Source organism: Rhizobium sp. AAP43 (assembly GCF_001296045.1).
Lineage (GTDB): Bacteria > Pseudomonadota > Alphaproteobacteria > Rhizobiales > Rhizobiaceae > Allorhizobium.
On sequence record NZ_LJHS01000055.1, the window covers coordinates 72,736 to 95,720 of the forward strand.

21 protein-coding genes are annotated in these 22,985 nt (G+C 59.1%); 16 read left to right on the top strand and 5 right to left on the bottom strand.

The genetic code is table 11. The features are described 5' to 3' along the window. Positions 1–243: 243 nt before the first annotated feature. The 16 genes from IP76_RS20770 (at position 244) to gndA (ending at position 17,364) form a co-directional block, all read left to right on the top strand. The gene (locus IP76_RS20770; RefSeq protein ID WP_054160146.1) at positions 244–1,428 is read left to right on the top strand and encodes an ABC transporter substrate-binding protein; all 1,185 of its coding nucleotides are present in this window, start codon (positions 244–246) and stop codon (positions 1,426–1,428) included. Between the two features lie 21 nt (positions 1,429–1,449). Then, entirely contained in the window at positions 1,450–2,322 is an 873-nt protein-coding gene (locus IP76_RS20775) for a branched-chain amino acid ABC transporter permease (RefSeq protein ID WP_054160147.1), read from the top strand. A 42-nt stretch (positions 2,323–2,364) separates the two neighbouring features. After that, positions 2,365–3,351, top strand: coding sequence for a branched-chain amino acid ABC transporter permease (locus IP76_RS20780; protein ID WP_054160148.1), 987 nt, complete (start codon positions 2,365–2,367; stop codon positions 3,349–3,351). Then, positions 3,348–4,121 (top strand): ABC transporter ATP-binding protein, encoded by a 774-nt coding sequence (locus tag IP76_RS20785; protein WP_054160149.1) that lies wholly within the window; start codon positions 3,348–3,350, stop codon positions 4,119–4,121. The genes IP76_RS20780 and IP76_RS20785 overlap by 4 nt, the downstream gene beginning before the upstream one ends. Continuing rightward, a complete protein-coding gene (locus IP76_RS20790; RefSeq protein WP_054160150.1) occupies positions 4,111–4,854 on the top strand; it encodes an ABC transporter ATP-binding protein in 744 nt (247 codons plus the stop codon). Before IP76_RS20785 ends, IP76_RS20790 begins: the two co-directional genes overlap by 11 nt. 45 nt (positions 4,855–4,899) lie before the next feature. After that, positions 4,900–6,108: an aspartate transaminase gene (locus IP76_RS20795; protein ID WP_054160151.1), complete on the top strand. Its 1,209-nt coding sequence runs from the start codon at positions 4,900–4,902 to the stop codon at positions 6,106–6,108. A gap of 75 nt (positions 6,109–6,183) precedes the next feature. Continuing rightward, the gene (gene nac, locus IP76_RS20800; protein WP_054160152.1) at positions 6,184–7,122 is read left to right on the top strand and encodes a nitrogen assimilation transcriptional regulator NAC; all 939 of its coding nucleotides are present in this window, start codon (positions 6,184–6,186) and stop codon (positions 7,120–7,122) included. A 148-nt stretch (positions 7,123–7,270) separates the two neighbouring features. Continuing rightward, positions 7,271–9,334, top strand: a complete 2,064-nt coding sequence (locus tag IP76_RS20805; protein ID WP_054160153.1) for a hydantoinase/oxoprolinase family protein — start codon at positions 7,271–7,273, stop codon at positions 9,332–9,334. A 10-nt stretch (positions 9,335–9,344) separates the two neighbouring features. Continuing rightward, complete coding sequence (locus tag IP76_RS20810) at positions 9,345–11,021, top strand: hydantoinase B/oxoprolinase family protein (RefSeq protein ID WP_054160154.1); 1,677 nt, start codon at positions 9,345–9,347, stop codon at positions 11,019–11,021. Positions 11,022–11,030: 9 nt separating this feature from the next. After that, positions 11,031–11,834, top strand: a complete 804-nt coding sequence (locus IP76_RS20815) for an SDR family oxidoreductase (protein WP_054160155.1) — start codon at positions 11,031–11,033, stop codon at positions 11,832–11,834. Between the two features lie 9 nt (positions 11,835–11,843). Next, entirely contained in the window at positions 11,844–12,545 is a 702-nt protein-coding gene (locus IP76_RS20820) for an HpcH/HpaI aldolase/citrate lyase family protein (RefSeq protein WP_054160156.1), read from the top strand. A 9-nt stretch (positions 12,546–12,554) separates the two neighbouring features. Continuing rightward, on the top strand, positions 12,555–13,322 hold the full coding sequence (locus IP76_RS20825) for an SDR family oxidoreductase (RefSeq protein WP_054160157.1): 768 nt from the start codon (positions 12,555–12,557) through the stop codon (positions 13,320–13,322). 76 nt (positions 13,323–13,398) lie between these two features. Next, positions 13,399–13,899, top strand: a complete 501-nt coding sequence (locus tag IP76_RS20830) for a gluconokinase (RefSeq protein WP_054160231.1) — start codon at positions 13,399–13,401, stop codon at positions 13,897–13,899. 22 nt (positions 13,900–13,921) lie between these two features. Next, positions 13,922–14,869: a 2-hydroxyacid dehydrogenase gene (locus tag IP76_RS20835; protein WP_054160158.1), complete on the top strand. Its 948-nt coding sequence runs from the start codon at positions 13,922–13,924 to the stop codon at positions 14,867–14,869. Between the two features lie 11 nt (positions 14,870–14,880). Next, the gene (locus tag IP76_RS20840; protein WP_054160159.1) at positions 14,881–15,912 is read left to right on the top strand and encodes an L-idonate 5-dehydrogenase; all 1,032 of its coding nucleotides are present in this window, start codon (positions 14,881–14,883) and stop codon (positions 15,910–15,912) included. A gap of 27 nt (positions 15,913–15,939) precedes the next feature. Continuing rightward, entirely contained in the window at positions 15,940–17,364 is a 1,425-nt protein-coding gene (gene gndA / locus IP76_RS20845; protein WP_054160160.1) for an NADP-dependent phosphogluconate dehydrogenase, read from the top strand. A 388-nt stretch (positions 17,365–17,752) separates the two neighbouring features. Here gndA and IP76_RS20850 read toward each other — a convergent pair whose 3' ends face one another. The 5 genes from IP76_RS20850 to IP76_RS22970 form a co-directional block, all read right to left on the bottom strand. After that, positions 17,753–18,049 (bottom strand): type II toxin-antitoxin system RelE/ParE family toxin, encoded by a 297-nt coding sequence (locus IP76_RS20850; protein ID WP_054160161.1) that lies wholly within the window; start codon positions 18,047–18,049, stop codon positions 17,753–17,755. Beyond that, the gene (locus IP76_RS20855; RefSeq protein ID WP_054160162.1) at positions 18,046–18,312 is read right to left on the bottom strand and encodes a type II toxin-antitoxin system ParD family antitoxin; all 267 of its coding nucleotides are present in this window, start codon (positions 18,310–18,312) and stop codon (positions 18,046–18,048) included. The genes IP76_RS20850 and IP76_RS20855 overlap by 4 nt, the downstream gene beginning before the upstream one ends. A gap of 291 nt (positions 18,313–18,603) precedes the next feature. Then, positions 18,604–19,824 carry an MFS transporter gene (locus IP76_RS20860; RefSeq protein ID WP_054160163.1) on the bottom strand — a complete coding sequence of 407 codons (1,221 nt, stop codon included), beginning with the start codon at positions 19,822–19,824 and terminating at the stop codon, positions 18,604–18,606. Then, positions 19,821–21,053, bottom strand: coding sequence for an acetyl-CoA carboxylase biotin carboxylase subunit family protein (locus tag IP76_RS20865; RefSeq protein ID WP_054160164.1), 1,233 nt, complete (start codon positions 21,051–21,053; stop codon positions 19,821–19,823). Before IP76_RS20865 ends, IP76_RS20860 begins: the two co-directional genes overlap by 4 nt. A 27-nt stretch (positions 21,054–21,080) precedes the next feature. Further along, positions 21,081–22,967, bottom strand: a complete 1,887-nt coding sequence (locus IP76_RS22970; RefSeq protein WP_082352655.1) for an FAD/NAD(P)-binding protein — start codon at positions 22,965–22,967, stop codon at positions 21,081–21,083. Positions 22,968–22,985 lie beyond the last annotated feature (18 nt).

Below are 22,985 nucleotides of genomic sequence, written 5' to 3' on the forward strand. Positions count from 1 at the left end.
TCACCTACGAAACCGCAATTAACGGTCCGCGCACCAACGCCCACTGGCGCTAACTCCAATGGCGATTAGCCATCCGCCATAACGAAACGCTATGGCGGCAGAAAGGAGTTGTGTTGGCCAATCCTACCAGCGTGAACCTAGTGTGTTAGGAAGTCAGCATTCAGACTGACACTTAAGAACCGTCAAACGGCAATTCGCGCTTGGCATCGGGCCAGCGTGGTCATCCGAACACGGAGTGGGAACATGACACACAACATCACTCGCAGATTGCTCTGCGTCTCGGCCGCGGTCCTTTCAATTATTGGAGCGATGCCAGGAGGCAATGCACAAGCCGCAGACACAATCAAGCTCGGGCTCGTTGCCCCGATGAGCGGACCGAACGCACGTTATGGCGCCTTTTCGATGCATGGTGCCGAACTGGCCGTGAAAGACATCAACGCCGCTGGTGGCGTCAACGGCATGCAGATCGAGCTGTTCAATGCCGATAGCCAGGGTACGCCCGTGGAAGGCGTTTCTGCTGCCCGTCGCCTGATCGACCAGGACGGTGTCGACTTCCTCATCGGCGATGTTTCCAGCTCGGTCACCCTGGCCATTCAGCCGGTTGCTGAAGATGCGGAAGTCCTCCTGCTGAACGCGGCTTCGTCCAATCCGAAGATCACCTATCAGGCCGGCGTCGGCGGGTTCAAATGGACCTATCGCAACTATCCGACGGACGAAAACCGCGCGCTTGTGATCACCAAGTATGCCGCCGAGAAGCGCGGCTTCACCAAGTTCGCCGTTCTCTCCGTCGACAGCGACTATGGTCGTTCGGCGATCACCTTCACCAAGAAGTATCTGCCCGACTACAAGGGCGAAATCCTCAGCGAAGATTACTACAAGGAAGGCGAAGTCGACTTCCGCAGCGTTCTCGCCAAGATCCGCGATGGCGGTGCGCAGGCGATCATCATGTATGGTCTTGCTGATACGACTCCGATCATCGCCCGCCAGATGATCGAGCTGGGCATGGCCGGCAAGGTGACGCTGATCGGCAATGGCGAATTCAACACGGAAAAGACCATCAAGTCCGGACCGGCCGCCCTTGAAGGCGCAGTCGAAGCCGCTGCATGGCTACCCCAGTTCGATTCTCCCGCGAGCAAGGCCTTCGTCGAGAAGTTCACCACGACCTATAGCGAAGCGCCGAACAACCACGCCTATGTCCACTGGGACACGGTCAATCTGCTCGCGGCCGCGATCAAGCAGGCTGGCAGCGCGGACAAGGTGAAGGTCCGTGATGCTCTCTCTGCAATCAAGTATCAGAGCCCCGTCGGCGAAGTCACGTTTGACGACCACAACCAGGCGCGCCTGCCGATGATCCTGCTCCAGATCGAGAATGGTACGCCGAGCATCAAGGGTGCCTATTCGGCGGACATCCAATATCCTGCCAACTAAGCAGCGGCGAGGAGTGAACCTATGCTCTCGACCATAATCGAGCAGGTCGTCAACGGGATCATCACCGGTTCCGTCTATGCGATCGTCGCCGTCGGCATGACCATGATCTTTGGTGTGCTGAGGGCCATCAACTTCGCCCACGGCGAATACTACATGCTCGGCACGTTCGGAGCCTGGTTCGCGATCGACTATCTCGGCCTCTCCTATGAAGCGTCGATCGTCGTCGGTGTGCTTTCGACGATCGTCGTTGCCTATGTCGTTGGCCAACTGGTCATGCGGCGCATGGTCGGCGCGCCTCCGGAGTCGGGGGTGCTTGCCACCCTCGGCATCGCGCTCATCCTTCAGAACGCGGTTATTTTCATCTTCGGCGGAGGCTACAAGTTCTTCTCAGGCGGCTATATCGAACCGGTTTCTATCCTGGGCTTCAGCCTCGCCCAGCAGCGGGTGATCATTCTGGTCGTGTGTCTTCTGGTGTTCATTGGCCTTGAGCTGATGGTGACCTATAGCCGCCTCGGCATGGCCATGCGTGCAGTATCGCAGAATGTAGAATGCTGTGGCGTTGTGGGCATCGATGTGCCGCAGGTGGTGCTCAGGACATTTATCCTCGGCGCAGGTCTGGCCGCCCTTTCCGGGGTCCTGACGGCACCTGTAAACGTCAGCGTATACGGGGGCATGGGTGAATTGATCACCTTCAAGACGCTCCCGATCATCATCATGGGCGGTCTTGGCAATGTGCGGGGTACGCTGTTCGCCGCCATGATCCTCGGCATCGCCGAAAGTCTCGTGGCCACCTATGTCGGCTTGCAATTCAGAGACACCGTCGGCTTTGCCACGCTGATCCTGATGCTGATGTGGCGCCCGCACGGCCTCTTCTCGACGCAGGCGCGCTTCTAAAAGCCGCGCCCGCCGGATAGTCTCGAACTTCGAGGACCTCACATGTCTCTGACAGACACAGTTCAACCAACACGCAGACGCGATCTACGGCTACCGCTTGCCGTCATCCTGGTCGTTCTCGCTCTGGCGTTTCCGTTTATTGGTACGCGTTACGTCACCCATTCGTTGATCATCGCGCTCATCTTCATGCTGCCGGCCCACGGCCTGAACCTGCTCGTCGGCTATACCGGCCTGCTTTCTCTGGCACAGGCCGCATTCTTCGGTGTCGGAGCCTATACGGCCGGCCTGCTTGCCGTGAATTACGGGACGCCGTTCTATGTCAATATTGTCGCTGCCGGTGTCGTTTCCGGTGCCCTTGCCCTGCCGCTCGGCATTCCGGCCCTTCGGCTGCGTTCCACGTCCTTCGTCATGTGTACGCTTGGCTTTGTGATCATCGGCCAGGCGATTTCCAAAAACTGGATTTCGCTGACGCGCGGCGACATGGGGCTTTCAGGTATTCCGAAGCCGTATTTCGAGCTTGGGCCCTTGTCGTTTACGGTCAGCGGCACAACCAGCTTCTACTACCTGGCGCTTGCCATCGGTGTCCTTGCGACTGTCGCGGTTTGGGCGATCGTCCGCTCGCCTGCCGGCCGCAACATGGTGGCGATTCGGGAAAATGAAACCTTGGCGGAGTCTCTCGGCATTCCCACTTGGCGCTACAAGCTGATCGTATTCATAATCAGCGCCGTCTTCGCCGGCGTTGGCGGATGCCTCTACGCCTACTATCTCACGGTTGTCAGCCCGCTGACATTCCAAATGTACTACTCCACCACCATGCTAATCATCGTGCTCGGAGGCGGGGCTGGCATGATCTCCGGCACGGTGTTCGGCAGCCTCTTGTTTGTCGGATTGACCGAAGCACTGCGAATTGCGCCGGAACTGCGCATGATCGTCTACGGTTGCTGCCTCCTGGTTTTGGTCTTCTGGTTCAAGAATGGCTGCGCGCCGCTGATCAACCGGTTCTGGAATGCGATTGGGGGAGCGAAATGAACAGTCATCTGCCAATTCTCGAGATCCGCAATCTTTGCAAATCCTATGGCGCAATCCGTGCGGTGAACGATGTCTCGATCCAGGTTCAGCGCGGCGAGATCGCCGGATTGATCGGGCCCAATGGTTCAGGAAAATCGACGTTCTTCGACTGCAGTTCCGGCCTTGCCCAGCCGGATTCCGGCACGGTGATCCTGGATGGCCAGGACATCACTGGCTGGTCGCTCAACCGGATTGCGAGGGAAGGGCGTATGCTGCGGTCCTTCCAGAAGACGGTTACGTTCAAGTCCCTCGATATCGAGGAAAACCTGATCATTGCCGGTCAGATGTTCACCTTCCCGACGCTTGCCTCGACCTTCGGTCTCGGAAGATTGTCAAAGGGCCGCATCAACGGTCTTCGTGAGAGGGCGCGCGAACTGATCAAGATGGCGGGGCTTTGGGATGTACGTCACCAGCCGGCGGGAAATCTCTCCGGTGGCCAGCAGAAATTGATCCAGTTTGCCTCGATGCTGATGCCGGAGCCGAAGCTCATCATGCTCGATGAGCCAATGGCCGGCATCAATCCCAAGATCATCGAACGTGTCGTCGACACGATACTTTATGCGAACAAGTCGCTCGGGGTCAGTTTTCTCGTCATCGAGCACAATATCGACGTCGTGACCAGCATCTGCCAGCGTGTGATCGTTCTCGACCAGGGCGCCAAGCTCGTCGAGGGCCTGCCGCATGACATTATTCAGGACCAGCGCGTGAGGGAGGCCTATCTTGGTGGCTAGCTCCAATCTTTTGATCCGTGACCTGCGAGCAGGCTACGGCAATCTCGACATCTTGAATGGTGTCGATCTCGACATTCCGGCTGGCCAGTTCATCGCCCTGATGGGCCCGAACGGTGCCGGCAAATCCACCCTGTTGAAGACACTATACGGCATGACCACCGTCAAGGGCGGCGGCATCGACTGGCAGGGCAAGGACATTGCCGGTGCAAAATCGCGGGCGATCCTCGGGGAGGGGATCTCCTTCGTTCCGCAGGGGCGCTGCAATTTCCCGGTTATGACCGTCGATGAAAACCTGCAGATGGCGGCCTACACCATCCGTGACGCCAAGGTGAAGGCGGATCGAGATTATGTCTATGATCTGTTCCCGATCCTGAAGACGCGCAGGTCCACCCTTGCCGGCAACATGTCGGGCGGCGAGCAACAATTGCTAGAAGTGGCCATGGCCGTTCTGCAGCGACCGAAGGTTCTCCTGGTCGACGAGCCATCGGTTGGACTTTCGCCTGCCGCGATCGGGATCGTCTTTGACGAACTTCTGCGACTGCACGCCGATGGCATGACCATCCTTCTCGTGGAACAGAACACGAAGAAGGCGATGGAAGTGGCGGAACGGGCCGTCATCCTGCGCCTCGGCAAGGTCATCTGGGATGGCCTGCCCAAAGACATTACGCATGATGAACTCGGTGAGCTCTTCCTGACCGGCAAGATGCGTGGCGAGACCGAAGCCGTCCACTGACGGCTTCCAACCCCTTTTCAGAACAGACCATCGAGGAGATCTGCCATGAGCACTTTCGTGCCAGCAACACGCGTTTCCAAAATCAAGGTTTCGCCGAGCACCGCGGCGGCGGCGCGGGCGCGTGAACTCAAGGCTGCAGGTCGAGATATCGTCGACCTCACAGTCGGTGAACCGGACTTCGATACACCGGAGAACGTCAAGGCCGCGGCGCATGCCGCGATCGATCGGGGCGAGACGAAGTACACCGCTGTCAACGGGACCCCCGCGCTGCGCAAGGCGATCATCGGCGATTTTGAACGGCGCCTCGGTATTAGCTACGCCGACAATGAAATCTGCGTTGGCGGCGGCGCCAAGCAGATCCTGTTCCTGGCGCTGATGGCAAGCGTCGAGAATGATGCCGAAGTCATCATTCCGGCGCCGTACTGGGTTTCCTATCCCGACATGGTCATTGCCAATGACGGCAAGCCTGTGATTGTTGAATGCCTGCAGGAAATGGGCTTCAAATTGACACCCGAAGCGCTCGAAAAGGCGATCACGCCGAAGACGCTGTGGCTGATCCTCAATGCCCCGTCCAACCCGACCGGCGCAGCCTATAGCCGAACAGAGCTTCAAGCACTGGGTGAAGTCTTGTTGCGGCATCCACATGTCTTCGTGCTTTGCGATGACATCTATGACCAGGTCTGGTTCCGGGATGAGCCTATGACGACGCTTGCGGCCGCCGTACCTGAGCTGAAGGATCGTATCCTTTTGGCGAATGGCGTTTCCAAGTCCTATGCTATGACCGGATGGCGGATCGGTTACGCAGCGGGACCTGCGCCCCTGGTGGCGGCGATCAACAAGCTTCAATCGCAGATGTCGTCCTGCCCGTCCTCGATCAGCCAGGCAGCGGCCGCCTATGCACTTGCCGGCGACCAGTCGTTCATCGAAACCAGCACCGCCGTCTACAAGGAACGGCGCGATTATGCCTGCGCAAGGCTCAATGCCGTTCCGGGCCTCTCCTGTGCCATGCCGGATGGCGCCTTCTACCTCTATCCTAATTGTAGTGGCGTAATCGGCAAGAAAACGCCCGATGGCAAGCTGATCGAGAACGATCTCGATTTCGTACTCTATCTCCTGGACGGGGTAGGCGTGGCAGCGTTGCAGGGAGCGGCCTATGGGCTCTCCCCGCATTTCCGGCTGTCCTTCGCGACCTCGATGGAGATTATCCAGGAGGCTTGCGACCGCATCGAACAGGCGGTCAGGCAACTTCAGTAATCCTGACAATGCCAGCAGGAGGCCTTGCAATATGCTTCCTGCTGGCCTTAGGTTCCGGCCAAAGGCTTGAGAACCATGAGCGTTGATTTCAAGAAACTGAGAAGCTTCGTCAAGATCGTCGACACCGGCAGCGTGTCGCGCGCTGCGGGCTTGCTACGCATTGCGCAACCGGCCCTGTCGCAGCAAATCGCCTCGCTGGAGGCCCATTTCAAGCATCAGCTTCTGATCCGAAGCAATGTGGGTATCGCGCCCACCGAAGCCGGAATGATCCTCTATCGCCACGCGCAGATCATGCTTCGGCAGATTGACCAGGCACAGACCGATATCGAGCAATCGGCGAAATCCGTGGCAGGTCGCGTGTCTATCGGCCTTGCGACCTATTCTTCGTCGAGTGCGCTTTCGCTGCCGATCCTCAAGGAGATCAGGTCCCGATACCCGCAGATCATCGTCCACATCAATGACAGTTTCGGGCATATCCTCAGCGAACTCGTCATGACCGGCAAGATGGACATGGCTTTGATCTATACCTCCAATCCGATCAAGGGGGTCACTCTGCAGCCCCTGTTTCGAGAAGAGATGTTCCTCGTTTCTCCTGCAAACATGGAGCTACCGGGTGAGGCGGGTCAACCATTGCCGCTTGCGGCGCTCAACGATCGCCCCCTGCTGTTGCCCAGCAAGAACCATTTTCTGCGACGCCTGATTGACGACGCTTTGCATAGAGCCCGCGCGGTTCCCGATGTCGTCTCGGAAATCGAGTCCGTACCTGCTCTAAGTGCGGCAGTTCTGGATGGGCTCGGTTCGACCATTCTGCCTGCTTCAGTCGTCTCCGAGACATCCAGCTTTGCGGGGGCACAGGTTCGTGCGCTGACGACCCCGGTCATTGATGCCACTGTCTCGCTTTGCGTATCGGATCACCTTCCTCTTTCTGAGCCCGCACTCGCTGCACGTTCGATCCTGCTCGACATTGTCGGCAAGCTCCTCGGAAGCCGCCACCCGGGCATACGTCCGATCTGAATCGTCATAAGCAAACCCTATGGCGGCAGACAGTAGTTGTGTTGGCCAATAGAAGCACCCCTCGCCTAACCTCATGACAGACAAGGGTCGGAAGAGATCGACCCCTTCACAGCGGCCTGACCGCTGGTCAAGTCGCATCGAGGGAAACATGGCAAAACTGGCTTTCGACACCGGCGGTACTTTTACCGATTTCGCGCTCCTGGATGACATGGGCGACCTCCACCTTCACAAGGTCCTCAGCACGCCGAAGAACCCGGCCGAAGCGGTCGTGCAGGGCGTTTCCGAGCTTCTGGAAAAATTTGCTGACACCATTTCGATCGAGAAGCTGCAGGTGCTCGGCGCAACCACCGTCGTCACCAATGCTGTTCTGGAGCGCAAGGGCGTGGAGACCGGATTCGTCACCACGGATGGTTTTCAGGATATGCTGCGCATTCGTAACGAAGGCCGCTACGACCTTTATGATCTGAACATCAAATATCCGGACCCGCTGGTCAGCCGCGCGAACAGCTATGGCGCAAAGGAGCGCATCGCAGCGGATGGTTCGGTGATGACCGAGCTCAAGGAAGAGACGGTTCGCGAGATCGCCGGGCGTCTCAAGGAAAAAGGCATTCGCTCCGTCGCAGTCTGCCTGCTGCATGCCTACAAATATCCGCAGCATGAGCAACGCGTCGCTGCGCTGCTGCGCGAGGAATATCCCGACGTCTTCGTGTCCCTGTCTTCGGAAGTTTGCCCGGAGATGCGCGAATTTGATCGCGCCTCCACCACCGTCGTCAATGCCTATACGCGGCCGCAGATGGCGGGCCACGTGGCCCATCTGCAGCGCGAATTCGCGGAAAAAGGGATTGATCGGCAGGTTCTCTGGATGACCTCGTCCGGCGGTCTTGTGCCCAGTCGACGTGCCGCGGAACTGCCGGTACGCCTGATCGAATCCGGTCCTGCCGCAGGGGCCGTGGCGGCTGCTGAATTCGGCCGTACGGCCGGGGAAGACAGCGTGCTCTCCTTCGATATGGGCGGCACCACCGCCAAGCTTTGCCTCATCCCAAATGGCGAGCCGAACGTCGGAACCGATCTGGAAGTTGCCCACTATCAGCGTTTTCGCAAGGGCTCGGGCTTCCCGCTGAAGATCCAGTCGATCCAGATGATCGAGATCGGTGCGGGCGGCGGCTCGATCGCCGCGAAGAACCCGCTGGGACTGCTCGATGTCGGCCCGCACTCCGCTGGCGCCATGCCGGGGCCGGCCGCCTATCAGCGTGGAGGCACTCAGCCGACCGTCACTGATGCGGATATCCTGCTCGGCTACATGGGCACCGAATCCTTTGTCGGCGGATCGTTCAAGGTGTCGAAGGATGCGGCGCGTGAGGCCATGGCCAAACTCGCAACTTCGCTTGACGTGTCGGTGGAACGTTGTGCCTGGGGTATCCACGACCTCGTCAACGAATCGATGAGCAAGGCCGCGGCCATGCATGCTACGGATCTCGGTGTCGATCCGCGTTCGCTGCCCATGGTGGCTTTTGGCGGCGCCGGCCCGGTCCACGCCTATGGCATCGCACGCAAACTGGGGATCAGTCGCATTATCTGCCCGACCGGCGCTGGCGTCAGTTCGGCTATCGGCCTTCTGATCGCGCCGGTCGCCGTGGATCTTTCCGCAAGTCATCCGATGGCAATCGACGCCTGGGACATGAACGCGATGAACGGGCTTCTGAACGAGCTCGCATCCCAAGGCGCGGAAGTGGTCTCGGCTGCGGGCGTTCCCAAGGAAACCATCACGAACCGCTACACGGTCGACATGCGCCATGTCGGCCAAGGGCACGAAATTACGGTCGTTCTTCCGGATCGGAGCTTGCCGCAGGACCAGTTCCTCGAGGAATTGCGCGAGGCCTTCTTCAAGCTGTATCGCGAGCTGTTCGGTCGCACCGTTGCCGCCCCGCTCGAAGTCATCACCTGGCGCTTGCGCGCCAGCGGCGAGAAGGATCAGGTGACACGGCCGCATGAGACACTGGTTGCGGACGCGAAAAAGGGCAGCCGCGCGGTCTATTTCCAGGAAGCCCAAGGCTATCTCGAGACTGCGGTCTACGATCACTACAAGCTTCCGGTCGGCGAAGCCGTGCAAGGCCCGGCCATCGTCGAACAGCGTGAGTCCACGGCGGTCGTTGGACCGAGTGGCGTCTTTCATGTCGACGCTCACGGCAATCTCGTAATCAACATTCTCTGAGGGATCCAAGATGTCGAAGCCCGCTACCGATTTCAACGACCCGATCAATCTTCAGGTCATGTGGAACCGCCTGATCTTCATCGCTGACCAGGCAGACAATGTTCTAGGAAAGACGGCATTCTCGCCGATCGTGCGCGAGAACCACGACTACGTCACCGTGCTTCTGGACGCCAAGGGCCGGGCTCTTGCGCAGTGCACGTGGTCGATTCCTGTCTTCATCACCTCCCTGCCGGCCGCGGCGCAGACTTACTTCCTGCCGAAGTTTCCGGCCGACACGCTCGTCGAGGGTGACGTCTTGGCAACCAATGACCCGGAGATCGGTACGGGCCATCTCCCTGACGTGACGATGATCACGCCGATCTTCAAGAACGGCAAGGTCGTCGCCTATGCCGGCTCCATCGCCCATCTGCCGGATATCGGCGGTGCACCGTTGCATTCCGAGGCGAGCGACATCTTTGCCGAGGGCATCCGCTTTCCGATCGTCAAGCTTCTCAAGGCGGGCGTCCCCAACGAGGACGTTTTCGACATCATCGAAGCATCCGTGCGTCTTCCCACGGAAGTTCGCGGCGATCTGGAATCGATGATCGCTGCCAATGACGTGATGGGCCGAGAACTGGTCAAGTTCCTTGATGAGTATGGGCTTGATGATGTCGAGGGCCTGGCGCAGGCCATTCATTCGCGGTCGGAGGCGCAGACCCGCAAGGCAATCAAGGAATGGCCGAACGGCACCTACAGCGCCGAGGTCCTGCTCGACGGTTACGATGTCGATGTCACGCTTAAAGCCTCCGTCATCGTCAGCGACGATTCGATCCACGTGGACTACACCGGCACATCCGATCAGGTCCTGCATTCGATCAACTGCCGCACCAACTATCGGTATGCCCATTCGGTCTATGCGCTGAAGTGCCTGCTTGATCCGGAAACGCCGAACAACGAGGGATGCATCATCCCGATCACGGATGAAGCCCCTCTGGGCTCCATTCTCAATCCGCAATCATGGACAGCCGGCAATTCTCGAAACCTGATCGGTCATGTCATTCCCTCGCTGATCTTCAAGGCGCTGGAAGGTGTCGTGCCGGACAAGGTCATGGGCGACAGCGGTGGTGCGCCGATCTGGGCGGCGAACTGTGTTGGTCGGCGTGATGACGGCTCGCAATATGGCTCGGTGCAGAATTTTCATGGCGGGCAAGGCGCGCGCTCGGAATTTGATGGGCTGGATACGCTCAGCTTCCCGTCCAACTGCAAGGTGACCGCAATCGAGATGTTCGAGGTCGCTGTGCCCGTACTGACCGAGCGCAAGGAGCTGATTGCGGATTCCGGTGGGGCTGGAAAGCATCGGGGCGGCCTCGGCCAGCGCGTCATCCTGCGCAATCTCGGCCGGAACCCGATGAACATCTATCTGGCGTCTGAACGTGTCCGGCATCCGTGCTTTGGCGTTGTCGAAGGCCAGAACGGCACCGCCGGCAAGGTGATGAAGGACGGGCAACCGCACTTCCCCAAGGGCAAAGTCGTGCTGAAGACGGACGAGCGGCTCGAGGTCGAGACGCCCGGTGGCGGCGGATGGGGACGAGCAAGCGAACGTTCGCATGAGCTCATCGCGCAGGACCTTTCGGAAAATCTGGTTACAGCAAAGGCAGCCAGAGATACCTATGGATATTCCGGAGCGCCGGCCGTGGCCGCTGAATAGGAGGACGTCATGGGAAATCTTTCAGGCAAAATCGCCCTGGTGACGGGGGCAGGGTCCGGGATTGGCCGGGAGACAGCCTTGCTTCTTGCAAAGGATGGCGCAACCGTCGTGCTCGCCGGCCGCCGCCTTGAGCCACTTAGGGACGTCGCGTCATTGATTGAAAAGGCAAGGGGCCGTGCATTCACCCGGGTCCTGGACATCGGTTCGCGAGACGACATCCTTGAGACGGTGAAATGGATCAAGGAAGGCATCGGTGCCGTCGACATTCTTGTCAACAATGCGGGTAGCGCCAGCAAGGTCCTCAACGCGCGCTTCATCAGCGAGGAGGAATGGAATGCCACGGTCAATGTGAACCTGACCGCGGTGTTTAACCTAACCCAGGCCGTTCTCACCGACATGATCGCTAAGGGCGACGGAACGATCATCACTGTTTCTTCGCTGGCTGTGGTCAATCCGAACCTCTTGGGCGGAGCAGCCTATGGTGCAGCAAAGGCAGGCGTGAAGAACTTCATGACCTTCCTGCACAACACCTATCGCAATCAGGGGATCCGGGCGACAACCATCCTTCCGGGCGAGACCAATACGCCGATCATGGACAATCGTGCGCGGCCACCTCTCGAGGCGGAGCGTGCCGTCATGATGGATCCGCATGACGTGGCCCGGGCCATCACTCTTTGCGCGAGCCTGAACAAAAGCGCGGTCATTCCGGAACTGCATATCTGCCCGACCTTCATGCGCGACACGTCCCAGGACATCGAGATCGCACGCTGGGTCGGCGCGCCGGCGGACACGCCGGACATGCCGAAGAAATAGGAGGAATTCATGAACGGGGCGAAGCTACGCTCGCGGCTTTTGGCCGGCGAGGCTGTCACCATGTACAACACCCACCACGTATCGTCAGGCCTGGCATCCCGCCTGATCGAGTTGGGGGCGGACTCCGTTTTCGTTGATTGCGAGCACGGGACCTGGAGCTTTGAAGACGTCCGCATGACCGGACAGATCGTTCGGGCCGCAGGCGGCGCTGCGATCGTCCGGCCGCATTCTCACGAACGACCTGTCATCATTCGCTATCTGAATTCAGGTGCGGACGGCATCATGGTGCCGATGGTCGATACGGCCGAGCAGGCGCGGGCGATTGTGGATGCTGTGCGTTACGCGCTGCCTTCCGATCACGATAAACGCCTTGTCGTCGCGATGATCGAAACTGCGGATGCGATCGATCGTCTCGACGAGATGCTGGCCGTCGAAGGTATCGACGTCTTCTTCATCGGTCCGGGTGACCTGTCTCAGGACATGGGTTTCCCACCAGCACCTCCCTTTGGCGAGCCGCGCCCTACACCTGTGGTGGACAAGGTTGCGGTTGCCGTCGAGAAGATCCGCGAGGCGGGCAGGATTGCCGGCACATTGGTGACTGCCGAGGAGCTGCCACACTGGCTGGAGCGGGGCGTGCAGTATTTCTACATCCACACCGACCCCTTCCTGCGTCGTGGCATTGCCGGGGTGAAGCAGACGCTTAAACAATAGGATGCCATCATGACCAGTCCATTATTTGACCTTACGGGTCGCCGTGCTTTGATCACGGGTTCGTCGCAGGGCATTGGCTTTGCGCTTGCTGCGGGTCTGGCGGCGCATGGGGCTGAGGTTGTGCTGAACGGCCGTGACCGGGTGAAGCTGGATGCGGCGGTGACGTCACTGCAGGATGCCGGTTTCAAGGCCTCGGCGAGCGATTTCGACGTGACGGATGGCGAGGCTGTGGCGGCGGGTGTTGCCGCGATTGAAGCCGATATTGGTCCGATCGACATCCTGATCAACAATGCCGGCATGCAGTTTCGGTCGCCTCTCGAAGACTTTCCGGCCGACAGCTGGGAGCAGTTGCTGAAGACGAATGTGTCGAGCGTGTTCTATGTCGGCCAGGCTGTGGCCCGCCACATGATTGGCCGCGGTCGGGGGAAGATCGTCAACATCGCCTCGGTGCAGAGCGAACTCGCCCGTCCCGGCATCGCGCCTTACACCGCGACCAAGGGAGCGGTGAAGAACCTGACGCGCGGCATGTCGACCGACTGGGCAAAGTACGGCCTGCAGGTCAATTCGATTGCGCCGGGCTATTTCAAGACGCCGCTCAACCAGGCGCTGGTCGACAATCCGGAATTCTCCGCCTGGCTGGAAAAGCGCACGCCGGCCGGTCGCTGGGGTGACGTGGAGGAACTGGTCGGTGCGGCCGTGTTCCTGTCGTCGAATGCTTCCTCCTTCGTGAATGGACACACGCTTTATGTCGACGGCGGCATCACCATTAGTCTCTGAAATGCCGGTCTCTGAAGTGTCAGTCTCTGACGAGGCAGTCTCCGGCCCGGCCTATTCCCCCGGCCCGATCGTGGTGATGGGGGTGTCGGGCTGCGGCAAGTCCTCGGTCGGCGCAAGGCTTGGCGATTATCTCGATGCCGCCTTCGTCGAGGGCGACAGCCTGCATCCACCGGAGAATGTGCGCAAGATGCGGCTCGGCACGCCGCTTGACGATCAGGACCGCTGGCCCTGGCTTGAGCGGATTGGCCAGTTGTTGTCGGGCGGCGGGCAAGGGGGGCTGCCGGTGGTGGTCTCGTGCTCGGCGCTGAAGCGCGCCTATCGTGATCGGCTGCGCGAGCTGGCCGGGCAGCCGGTGACCTTCGTCTTCCTGCAGGGCGACCGGACGCTGCTCGCCGCACGCATGGCGGGCCGCAACCACGACTACATGCCGCTGTCGCTGCTCGACAGCCAGCTTGCGACGCTGGAGCTGCCCCAGGCGGAGCCCGACGTCGTGACGATCGACATCAATCAACCGCTCGAAGCCATCGTCGGACGGGCCATGACCGTGCTTGCGCTGCGCAGCCGAAGAACGAGCTGAACACAACATATCGGAGGACACCATGAGCAAGGCCGAACTCCTTCTGGTCGGGCCCTATCCGGAATGGGATATGGTCGAACTGGAAGCCCATTACACGGTCCAGAAGCTGTATGAGGCAAGCGACCGCGACGCCTTCATCCGCAGCCATGCGGACAAGATCCGGGCCATTGCCACGCGCGGCGAACTGGGCGCCTCGGCAGAACTGATCGCGGCCCTGCCGAAGCTGGAGATCATCTCGGTCTACGGCGTCGGCTTCGATGCGGTCAATCTGGAGGCGGCCCGCGCCCGCGGCATCCGCGTCACCAATACGCCTGATGTGCTGACCAATGACGTGGCCGATCTCGGGGTTGCGATGATGCTGGTGCAGTCGCGCGGCATGATCGGTGCCGAGACCTGGGTGCGCGACGGCAGCTGGGCGCAAAAGGGCCTCTATCCGCTGAAGCGCCGCGTCTGGGGTCGCAAGGCCGGCGTGCTCGGCCTCGGCCGCATCGGTTACGAAGTGGCCAAGCGCCTGAAGGGGTTCGACATGGACATCGCCTATAGCGACGTCTCGGCAAAACCCTATGCGGAGGGCATGACCTATATCGCCGATCCGGTGGAACTTGCCCGCCATGCCGATTTCCTCTTCGTGACGCTGGCGGCTTCTGCCGACACGCGCCACATCGTCGGCCGCCAAGTGATCGAGGCGCTCGGCCCGGAAGGCATGCTGATCAACATCTCGCGGGCGTCGAACATTGACGAGGCAGCCCTCCTGGACGCGCTGGAGAAGGGCACGCTCGGCTCGGCGGCGCTTGATGTCTTCGAAGGCGAACCGAAGCTCGACCCACGGTTCCTGGCGCTTGATAATGTGCTGGTTCAGCCGCATCACGCTTCTGGTACGATCGAAACCCGCAAGGCAATGGGCAAGCTGGTGCGCGACAATCTCGCTGCCCATTTTGCCGGCGGCGCCCTGCCGACCCCGGTGCTGTGAGGAGCCTTGCCATGAAAGCCATCGTCATTCATGCCGCCAGGGATCTGCGGATCGAAGAGCGCGCGGTCGAGGCGCTCGGCCCCGGCCAGGTGGAGGTCGCCATCGAGGCCGGCGGCATCTGCGGCTCGGACCTGCATTACTACAATCACGGCGGCTTCGGCACGGTCCGGATCCGCGAGCCGATGATCCTCGGCCATGAAGTGGCCGGCACGATCAAGGCGCTCGGATCCGGTGTCTCGCATCTGGAGATCGGCGACCGTGTGGCCGTGTCCCCGAGCCGGCCCTGCAATGCCTGCGACTACTGCCTGGAGGGCAAGCAGAACCATTGCTTCAACATGCGCTTCTATGGCTCGGCCATGCCCATGCCGCATATCCAGGGGGCGTTCCGCCAGCGCCTGGTGGCAGACGCCTCGCAGTGCCATCCGGTCGATGACGGCATCTCGATCAACGAGGCGGCGATGGCGGAACCCTTTGCGGTGACGCTGCATGCGGTGAAGCGGGCAGGGCCCTTGACCAACAAGCGCGTGCTGGTCACCGGCTGCGGGCCGATCGGGGCGCTGGCAATCATTGCCGCACGCGCCCATGGCGCACGTGAGATCGTCGCCACCGACGTGATGGATGCGGTGCTGAAGAAGGCGCTGCAGGTCGGCGCCGACCGGGTGATCAACAGCGCCGAGAACCCGGAACGGCTTTCGGACTACGCCGCCAACAAGGGCTATTTCGATGTGCAGTTCGAGGCCTCCGGCAATGAGCGCGCCATGCGCTCGGGCCTCGAAGCGCTGCGTCCGCAGTCGACCCTGGTCCAGCTCGGCCTCGGCGGTGACATCTCCTTCCCGCAGAACATGGTGGTTGCCAAGGAAATCGAACTCAAGGGCACCTTCCGCTTCCACGAGGAGTTTGGCCTTGCGGTCGATCTGATCAACCGACGCCGCGTCGATCTCGCACCGCTTCTGACCGGCACCTATCCGCTGGAAGATGCGGTCCGTGCCTTCGAGGTGGCGGGCGACCGGACGCAGTCGATGAAGGTGCAGCTCGCCTTCTGACCTTACGAAAGACGACAGGGAAACATCATGCAGCAAGCGGAAATCGGTCTGATCGGTCTCGGGGTCATGGGCTCCAATCTCGCCCTCAACATTGCCGAGAAGGGCAATCGGATCGCAGTGTTCAACCGCACGCCGGCGCGCACCGACGAATTCCTCGGTGAAGCAGGCGATCTTGCCGACCGGATCATCGGTTGCCACACGATCGAAGAATTTGTCGCCGCCATCCGTCCGCCGCGCCCGATCATCATCATGATCAAGGCCGGTGAGGCCGTCGACCAGCAGATCGAAGCGCTGATGCCGTATCTTTCGAAGAACGACATCATGATCGATGCCGGCAATGCCAATTTCCGCGACACGGTCGCGCGCTTCGAGCGTCTGGCCGGCACCGACTTCACCTTCATCGGCATGGGCGTCTCGGGCGGCGAAGAGGGGGCCCGCCATGGTCCCTCGATCATGGTCGGCGGCTTGGAGGAGAGCTGGAAGCGCGTCGAGCCGGTGCTGACCTCGATTGCCGCCCGCTTCAATGACGAGCCTTGCGTCGCCTGGCTCGGTACCGATGGCGCCGGCCATTTCGTCAAGACGATCCACAACGGTATCGAATATGCCGACATGCAGATGATCGCCGAGATCTACGGCATCCTGCGCGAGGGCCTGACCCTGTCTGCGCCCGAGATCGGCGAGATCTTCGGCACCTGGAACAAAGGCCGCCTCAACTCCTATCTGATCGAGATCACCGAGAAGGTCCTGAAGGCGACCGACCCGGAAACCGGTAAGCCGATGGTCGATATCATCGTCGATTCCGCTGGTCAGAAGGGCACGGGGAAATGGTCGGCGATTGAGGCACAGAACCTCGCGGTGGCGGCCACCGGCATCGAGGCGGCAGTCGCCGGCCGCGTGCTCTCGTCGCTGCGCTCGGAGCGCTTGGCGGCGGAAAAGCTATTCGGCCTGCCGGCTCTGGCCGAGGCGCCGAAGGACCGCGCCGCCTTCATCGCCGACCTGGAAAACGCGCTGCTCGCCGCCAAGATCGCGGCCTATGCACAAGGCTTTGCCGTGATGTCGGCCGCCTCGGCCGAGTTCGGCTGGTCGCTGCCCATGCCGACCATTGCCCGTATCTGGCGCGCCGGCTGCATCATCCGCTCGCAATTCCTCGACGAAATCACCTCGGCCTTCACCAAGGATCCCGGTGTCGCCAATCTCGTCATCACGCCTGCCTTCTCGGCGATGGTAAAGGAAACCGACGGCGCACTGCGCCGGGTCGTCTCGCATGCAGCGCTTTCCGGCCTGCCGGTTCCGGCGCTCTCCTCGGCGCTTGCCTATTTCGACACCTACCGCCGCGGCCGTGGCACGGCCAACCTGATCCAGGCCCAGCGCGACTTCTTCGGCGCCCATGGCTTTGATCGTCTCGACGGCAAGGTTGCTCTTCACGGGCCTTGGAGTAGCCAGGGGGCGTAGGACCTTTCGATCCAAACGCAATTGGGTTGGATGGGCATCGACCATCCGGATTCAATGGGACCCATCCTTACTGGTGACCACCCGTCAGTTACACCACCCCCTAAGGATACGATCCAGGTTATTCTCAAACGTTCGTTCATCGAAGCCATTGATAACCCAGAATAATGGCTTCTCGCGGGCACCTAGTGCTGGGTTGCAAGTTCATATTGGTTCGGCGCCTGCGCGCCAAAAGTCCCATAATTCAATTATATGCCGCTCGTGTCGATATTTGGCCTAACAGATAGATCGACTGCAAGCAGATTGCTCTCCGCACTGGTCTGCAAGTACAGTAAAAGCAGCGCTTCCCATCGGTTCTCGCTTCAATTTGCCTCAAATCGACCTGATTTGATCATTCGGCGAACAGGATTAGACCGTAATCCGTTGCGCCGTGCATGATATGGATAATGACCACTTTGGTGGGCTCAACGCGATAGAAGATCAGGTAGTTGCCGTGAACGCGTCGACGGATTCCATGATGCTCATAGCGAGGGACGAGAGCGAAGCTGTTGGGATTACTAATAAGATCTTCACATCGGCTCCGCAGCTCTCGAATGAATGAAAGAGCGCGCCGTGGATTGTGCTCGGCAATGTAATCGGCGATCTGCTCAAGATCGCGTTCGGCCTCGCTGGTAAACTCAAGGATCATGCGGAATTTTCGGCTCTATCAGCCATTGCAAGATATTTGGCGTCGAGGCGGTTGAACACATCGTTGGCCGACTTAGTTCGACCGGTGTCCGCATCAGAGATGCCGCGCATGATCGAAGCATCCAAAGCGGCCAGTCGCGTTTCGCGGTCCTGAACCAGTCGTACGCCTTCGCGCAGGACTTCGCTCTTCGAGCCGTAGCGACCTGAATCTACGAGCTGCTGAATATAGCTTTCGAGCTGCTTTCCCAGATCTGCGCTGATCATAAATATCTCCTGCAAAGGTGATCGGTATAAATAGTCGACTTATCAACTATTATCAAGGGAGCAAGTTCTCGCCCCACGGTTCAGCGTTGGCCAATTCCCCCTCTCCCAATGGCGACAAAAGAGAACTTTGGCGACAATCGCAGTCGAGCGAACTCAGCAGAGGGGAATGAGGGGAAATCCTCCGGAATGTGAGCCCTGTCTCGGTCCGGGATGGATTTGCGCTACTCAATCTTGAGAGCGCAAAGGGCAGGTCGACGGTTCGAATCTATTCAAGGCGGAGACGATGTCCGCTCAGGCGATCGACAAACGCTTCAATGCCTTGGCACATATGAGCAACATTGTGGCTGCAGCAACGAATGTGTATGGGACGCCATAAGATGTGGATATCAATCCCCAAGTCCAACTACCTGACATGGTGCCACCATACATAGCCATGAGATAGACCGAAATTGCTTTGCCGCGGATCTCGACGGGGAACATCGCCTGTGCCGTTCCGTTCAGCCCGGAAACGATGAAAGCCCATCCCGTTCCAGTTAATACCATGGCGAGCCAGAGCGCGAAGTAGTTCACGTTGCAGGCTGCCAGGATTAACGCAAGGCCTAGCAGTGCGGCAGCAATACGCGTCAGACGGTCTATGCCAACTCTTGCTTTGAGTGAGGGCAGCAGCATGCCTCCAACGATAGCACCTGCTCCAATTGTGCCCATCAAGAGGCCAACGGACGAGGCATTCATGTGCAGCTCGAGCCCAGCGAACGCGGGAAGTAGGCTCCACATGCTGCTTGCACCAAAGAAAATGAGAAACGTCCGTACAAGCAGTGCTATGAAGCGCTCGTACTGCAAGATGTGGCCAAACCCGTGAGACCTGCTCTTTCTCGGCGCTTTTGGTCGTGTGATCGCGTTAGCTGACGTTGAACGCCACCTCCAAAATACGAAGATGAGAGCAAGATACGAAGCTGCGTTCATCCAGAATATCAGGGAAATGGCCGATATCTGAGCGATGAGGCCTGCTAAGGCAGGCCCTAAGGTCCTGGCGAAATTGAAGCTCATGCCGTTCAGAGCTGCAGCGCTGTGTATTTCCGTCGATTCGACTAAAGAGGATGTTGCCGCTTGCCACGCTGGCATCGTCATGGCTGCGCCGCATCCCAGCAAAAATGTGCCCAACAGAAGTAGGCTTGGGGTCACCGCTTCCAGGGCTATGATTATGCTGAGGCCGAAGGCGGCAATAGCCATCGCCACGTGCGTGGCGAGAAGGTAAGATCGGCGATCAAATCGGTCCGCGAGAATTCCGGCTGGTACGACGAGCAGGAAGATTGGCAGCGTCATCGCTGTTTGAATCAACGCCACCATCTGGGATGAAGAACTTAAATGAACCATCAACCATGCGGCGCCCATGCCCTGCATCCAGGTGCCGAGGTTTGAAATGCCGTTGGCGATCCAAAGCGATCTGAAGCGCTCGTTGTACAGAGGCGCCCAAAGCCGGGCGTCAGCTTCTTCCAGAGGGGAGACGCTCATAGTGCCCACATCGTTTTGGAGTTGAACCAGCTATCCAGGTCTAGCGCCCGCGACCTCAGTTCTTCCTCATTCTCGCCGCCAAAGACGAAACTGGCGACTTCGGCATTTGTCATAGATGCGCCGCCGTAACGGCGGCCGACGACACCATAGGGTTTGTAGATGTCGATCCAGTCATGTTCTGCAGCCAAGGGGAGGCTCTCTAGAACACCATGTTTGGGTGGTATGATTATGCGCGCCGTTGGCCGGAAGTCCGCTGCAGCGCGACGTTCTAATGTATCTCCGCCACCTATCGAGGCCTTGACGTATCCCATCTTCATATTTATGCCCGTCGCAATCAGCACTTCCTCGTTGATCACACCACCTCCCAGACGACTGGCCACTTCACAGAGTACCAGTCGATCATCAGGCGTGTGGAAGATTTGAAGATGGAAAATCGATGTAGCGGGGAAAGGAAGGGCTTTCTCCAGCAGGTATCGTGTGAATTCTTCAATCCTTCCGACGAGCGGGTTGCCGGCATCAAGGCTATGAGTGCCGATAGTCTCTCCTCGGATAAAAGCGAGGCAGTCCTTCAGATAACGGGCTGCATGAATAACTACTGGGCTGCCGTCAACGTATAGCCCGTCGACCCTGAACATCTCTCCCTGCACGAACTGCTCGACCGTGTACCGGAGCGTACTGGACGCACCGCTCTCTAGAAAGGAGACCACATCCTGCTCGGTAGAGAGAACCGCAACGCCTGACGAGCCCCGGCCATCGAATGGTTTGACTACGACAGGCAAGCCGTGTGCGGAGATGAATTCTGTAAGGTCGGTGGCACTTGTGATTTCTGCGAAACGGGGAACGTCAACGCCCCGCTCCCAAGCTCTGCGTTTCATCAAGATCTTGTCTCGGAAGAATTGAGCTGCTTCAGGCATCTGGCCCTGTAACGCAAGCTTGTTGCGGATCCGAGCGGCGCGAAGCACATCTGCTTCAGAGAACGCCAACACGCGACTGAATCTCGTTCGAAGATGTAGATCGATCGCTGACTGCTCGATCAACTCGCTATGCTCGTAATTGTGAAAGAACTCAGACTGCCGGAATGCCCGAGTGGCAAGCTCTTCAACGGCTTTGGAAGTTTCAGCATCGGCGAGACCAGTAAACAGCACGGCATCACCGCCAGTAGCTTCAAGCCATTCCTCCGGAGTGTTTTGCAGCAGCACCTTTGGAGTACACAAAATAAGTGAGGTCATTGATCGTCTCTTGGGATGGTCTGAGATTTAGGCGGCCGAGGATTCCGGCGTCGTAGGAATGCGTGTTGCATCCCCACGGGCTGACGGCACAGCTGCGGAAAGGGTTTGGGCAGTACGCAGGATGTCTTCCGCGCACTCTTGCGCCTCCTGTAGCGGGGACCTTGCGGCACCAGGCGCGGATAGAACGAACGTGTAGAAGCGAGGCCCCTCAATCGGCGTTCCAAGGGCCCAAATGGGCGATGTAGAGTGTCCTTCATGAGATACCAGCCGGTGTTCGGGCGTCACATCAAGTCCGCCCGGTTCGTAGCCACCATTTGTGAATGCTCTCGCCACGCCGGCACGAAGCAGCGCTTGGATGATGCCCCCTCGAAGCGAGACGGCCGGCGCGAGCGGAAGATGTGCATGGACCAATTTGTCGACTTGGCGCGTGCCAGCCGATCCGTAGATTTTAGTTTTGCCGGCTGTTGGAGCTTCCACTGAGAGAGCCCGGCCAAGGCCGACATCCACAATCTCGGCCTCTACAAGTGCCGCCAGTTCTTCAATTTTTTGAAGTGGTGGCCCGACAGCGAGCCGGTTCATGACTGGCACGAAATCCGTAAGGAATGACTGGTGTGATTCCGGCGTAAGCCCGCCATGTTCCACGACATGTCGTAGAATGGGCCGGATGTCGCGCAGCACGTCACAAGCTGCCTTGATTGGGCTGTCAATGTTACCCACACGCGCCTCGTCAACATCGTCACGCATTTTCTTGATCAGCCACTGGCGGTAACGGGTGCCGTCGACCATCACATCTTGCGGCGCTGGTGCTATAAGTGATGCAAGATCCCAACGAGATTCAGTGGGTAGTGCAGCTAGAATAGCCTGTACCTCGGCGGATTTTGGGCCTCCTGAGAGATAGGATACGACATATTTCTCTGCTCTCTCGGCGCACATGGTCCTGCGGATAAGCGTGCTATAATACATCAACTCCATCTCAGAGTTGACCAGCGGCAAAACCTCACGAGCGAAGTCGAGTTTTCGTTGAGTTCTAGAGCCTCCACCGTATGGATCTCGAAGGCGATCAATTGCCTGTGTCGTCAAAAAAAAAGGCTGATAGTCCCAGTTTAGTGGCTTTTGATTGCGTGCTCGTGCGAGCAGAGGCACGCCGCTTCGCGAGAAGCAGACGAGTTTAGGTTCGCGACCAGATGGTCGGTACCTTAATCTCCTGCCCTCGCGTGTAAACTGGCCTCCGCGACCAACTGTTGCCGCTGTGATCGTATCAAGCGCGGTCAATCCCATGCCCTCGATGCCGATTTGATCAGTGCTGCCGACGCGGTCCATCATTCGATCTACGGGGTAAGCGGGAGCATGAACGGATCTCGGTGAACGACCGGGGGCCCCACACGAGGAGTGGCCCGTAGTAATGGCAAGCCCGTTAACTTCGACACGCAGGCCATTCGTGCCGAGGATGTGATATTTGTGCCGGTCAAGCACGCGGATGTCAGTAACCTCTTGCTCATGAAGAGTGACATTGATGCTGTCAGGTAGGTTCCGAACGATGTATTCGAACGCCCAAGAGAGGTATTTTCCCAGCACCGCTCGTGGAAGATAATCGTTTTCATGCACCAAATGATTGACGCCGTCGCCCTCAGTGACCTCATACTGCCGTGCTCGCGCCCACTCAAACAGGGAGGGAGAGCCAATCGGTCGCGTGATGGTTCGTTTGTTGACTCCAAATGCAGTTATCTGAGAGCAGACTGTGTTAGCGAGAAGATACTCTGGCTGATTGGTTGCATGTACTCCGCAACCCGGTAGCCCTGGCTCGAACAGATGAAGTTCAATTGGTTCAAAGTCATCCTGCTGAAGGCTAGACAGTCTCTCCAGCAGAGAGAGACCACGTGGCCCAATTCCTACTATCCCAAGCTTCCAAGGCATCCCGTACCGCCATCTTGT

What these genes read in the sequence shown, in the direction of transcription:
- IP76_RS20780 (WP_054160148.1), top strand. Translation starts at nt 2,365, where the DNA reads ATGTCTCTGACAGACACAGTTCAACCAACACGCAGACGCGATCTACGG.
- IP76_RS20860 (WP_054160163.1), bottom strand. Translation starts at nt 19,824, where the DNA reads ATGAGCGTCTCCCCTCTGGAAGAAGCTGACGCCCGGCTTTGGGCGCCT.
- IP76_RS20840 (WP_054160159.1), top strand. Translation starts at nt 14,881, where the DNA reads ATGAAAGCCATCGTCATTCATGCCGCCAGGGATCTGCGGATCGAAGAG.
- IP76_RS20810 (WP_054160154.1), top strand. Translation starts at nt 9,345, where the DNA reads ATGTCGAAGCCCGCTACCGATTTCAACGACCCGATCAATCTTCAGGTC.
- IP76_RS20770 (WP_054160146.1), top strand. Translation starts at nt 244, where the DNA reads ATGACACACAACATCACTCGCAGATTGCTCTGCGTCTCGGCCGCGGTC.
- IP76_RS22970 (WP_082352655.1), bottom strand. Translation starts at nt 22,967, where the DNA reads ATGCCTTGGAAGCTTGGGATAGTAGGAATTGGGCCACGTGGTCTCTCT.
- IP76_RS20830 (WP_054160231.1), top strand. Translation starts at nt 13,399, where the DNA reads ATGGGGGTGTCGGGCTGCGGCAAGTCCTCGGTCGGCGCAAGGCTTGGC.
- IP76_RS20820 (WP_054160156.1), top strand. Translation starts at nt 11,844, where the DNA reads ATGAACGGGGCGAAGCTACGCTCGCGGCTTTTGGCCGGCGAGGCTGTC.
- IP76_RS20855 (WP_054160162.1), bottom strand. Translation starts at nt 18,312, where the DNA reads ATGATCAGCGCAGATCTGGGAAAGCAGCTCGAAAGCTATATTCAGCAG.
- IP76_RS20775 (WP_054160147.1), top strand. Translation starts at nt 1,450, where the DNA reads ATGCTCTCGACCATAATCGAGCAGGTCGTCAACGGGATCATCACCGGT.
- IP76_RS20825 (WP_054160157.1), top strand. Translation starts at nt 12,555, where the DNA reads ATGACCAGTCCATTATTTGACCTTACGGGTCGCCGTGCTTTGATCACG.
- IP76_RS20865 (WP_054160164.1), bottom strand. Translation starts at nt 21,053, where the DNA reads ATGACCTCACTTATTTTGTGTACTCCAAAGGTGCTGCTGCAAAACACT.
- IP76_RS20785 (WP_054160149.1), top strand. Translation starts at nt 3,348, where the DNA reads ATGAACAGTCATCTGCCAATTCTCGAGATCCGCAATCTTTGCAAATCC.
- nac (WP_054160152.1), top strand. Translation starts at nt 6,184, where the DNA reads ATGAGCGTTGATTTCAAGAAACTGAGAAGCTTCGTCAAGATCGTCGAC.
- gndA (WP_054160160.1), top strand. Translation starts at nt 15,940, where the DNA reads ATGCAGCAAGCGGAAATCGGTCTGATCGGTCTCGGGGTCATGGGCTCC.
- IP76_RS20850 (WP_054160161.1), bottom strand. Translation starts at nt 18,049, where the DNA reads ATGATCCTTGAGTTTACCAGCGAGGCCGAACGCGATCTTGAGCAGATC.
- IP76_RS20795 (WP_054160151.1), top strand. Translation starts at nt 4,900, where the DNA reads ATGAGCACTTTCGTGCCAGCAACACGCGTTTCCAAAATCAAGGTTTCG.
- IP76_RS20835 (WP_054160158.1), top strand. Translation starts at nt 13,922, where the DNA reads ATGAGCAAGGCCGAACTCCTTCTGGTCGGGCCCTATCCGGAATGGGAT.
- IP76_RS20815 (WP_054160155.1), top strand. Translation starts at nt 11,031, where the DNA reads ATGGGAAATCTTTCAGGCAAAATCGCCCTGGTGACGGGGGCAGGGTCC.
- IP76_RS20805 (WP_054160153.1), top strand. Translation starts at nt 7,271, where the DNA reads ATGGCAAAACTGGCTTTCGACACCGGCGGTACTTTTACCGATTTCGCG.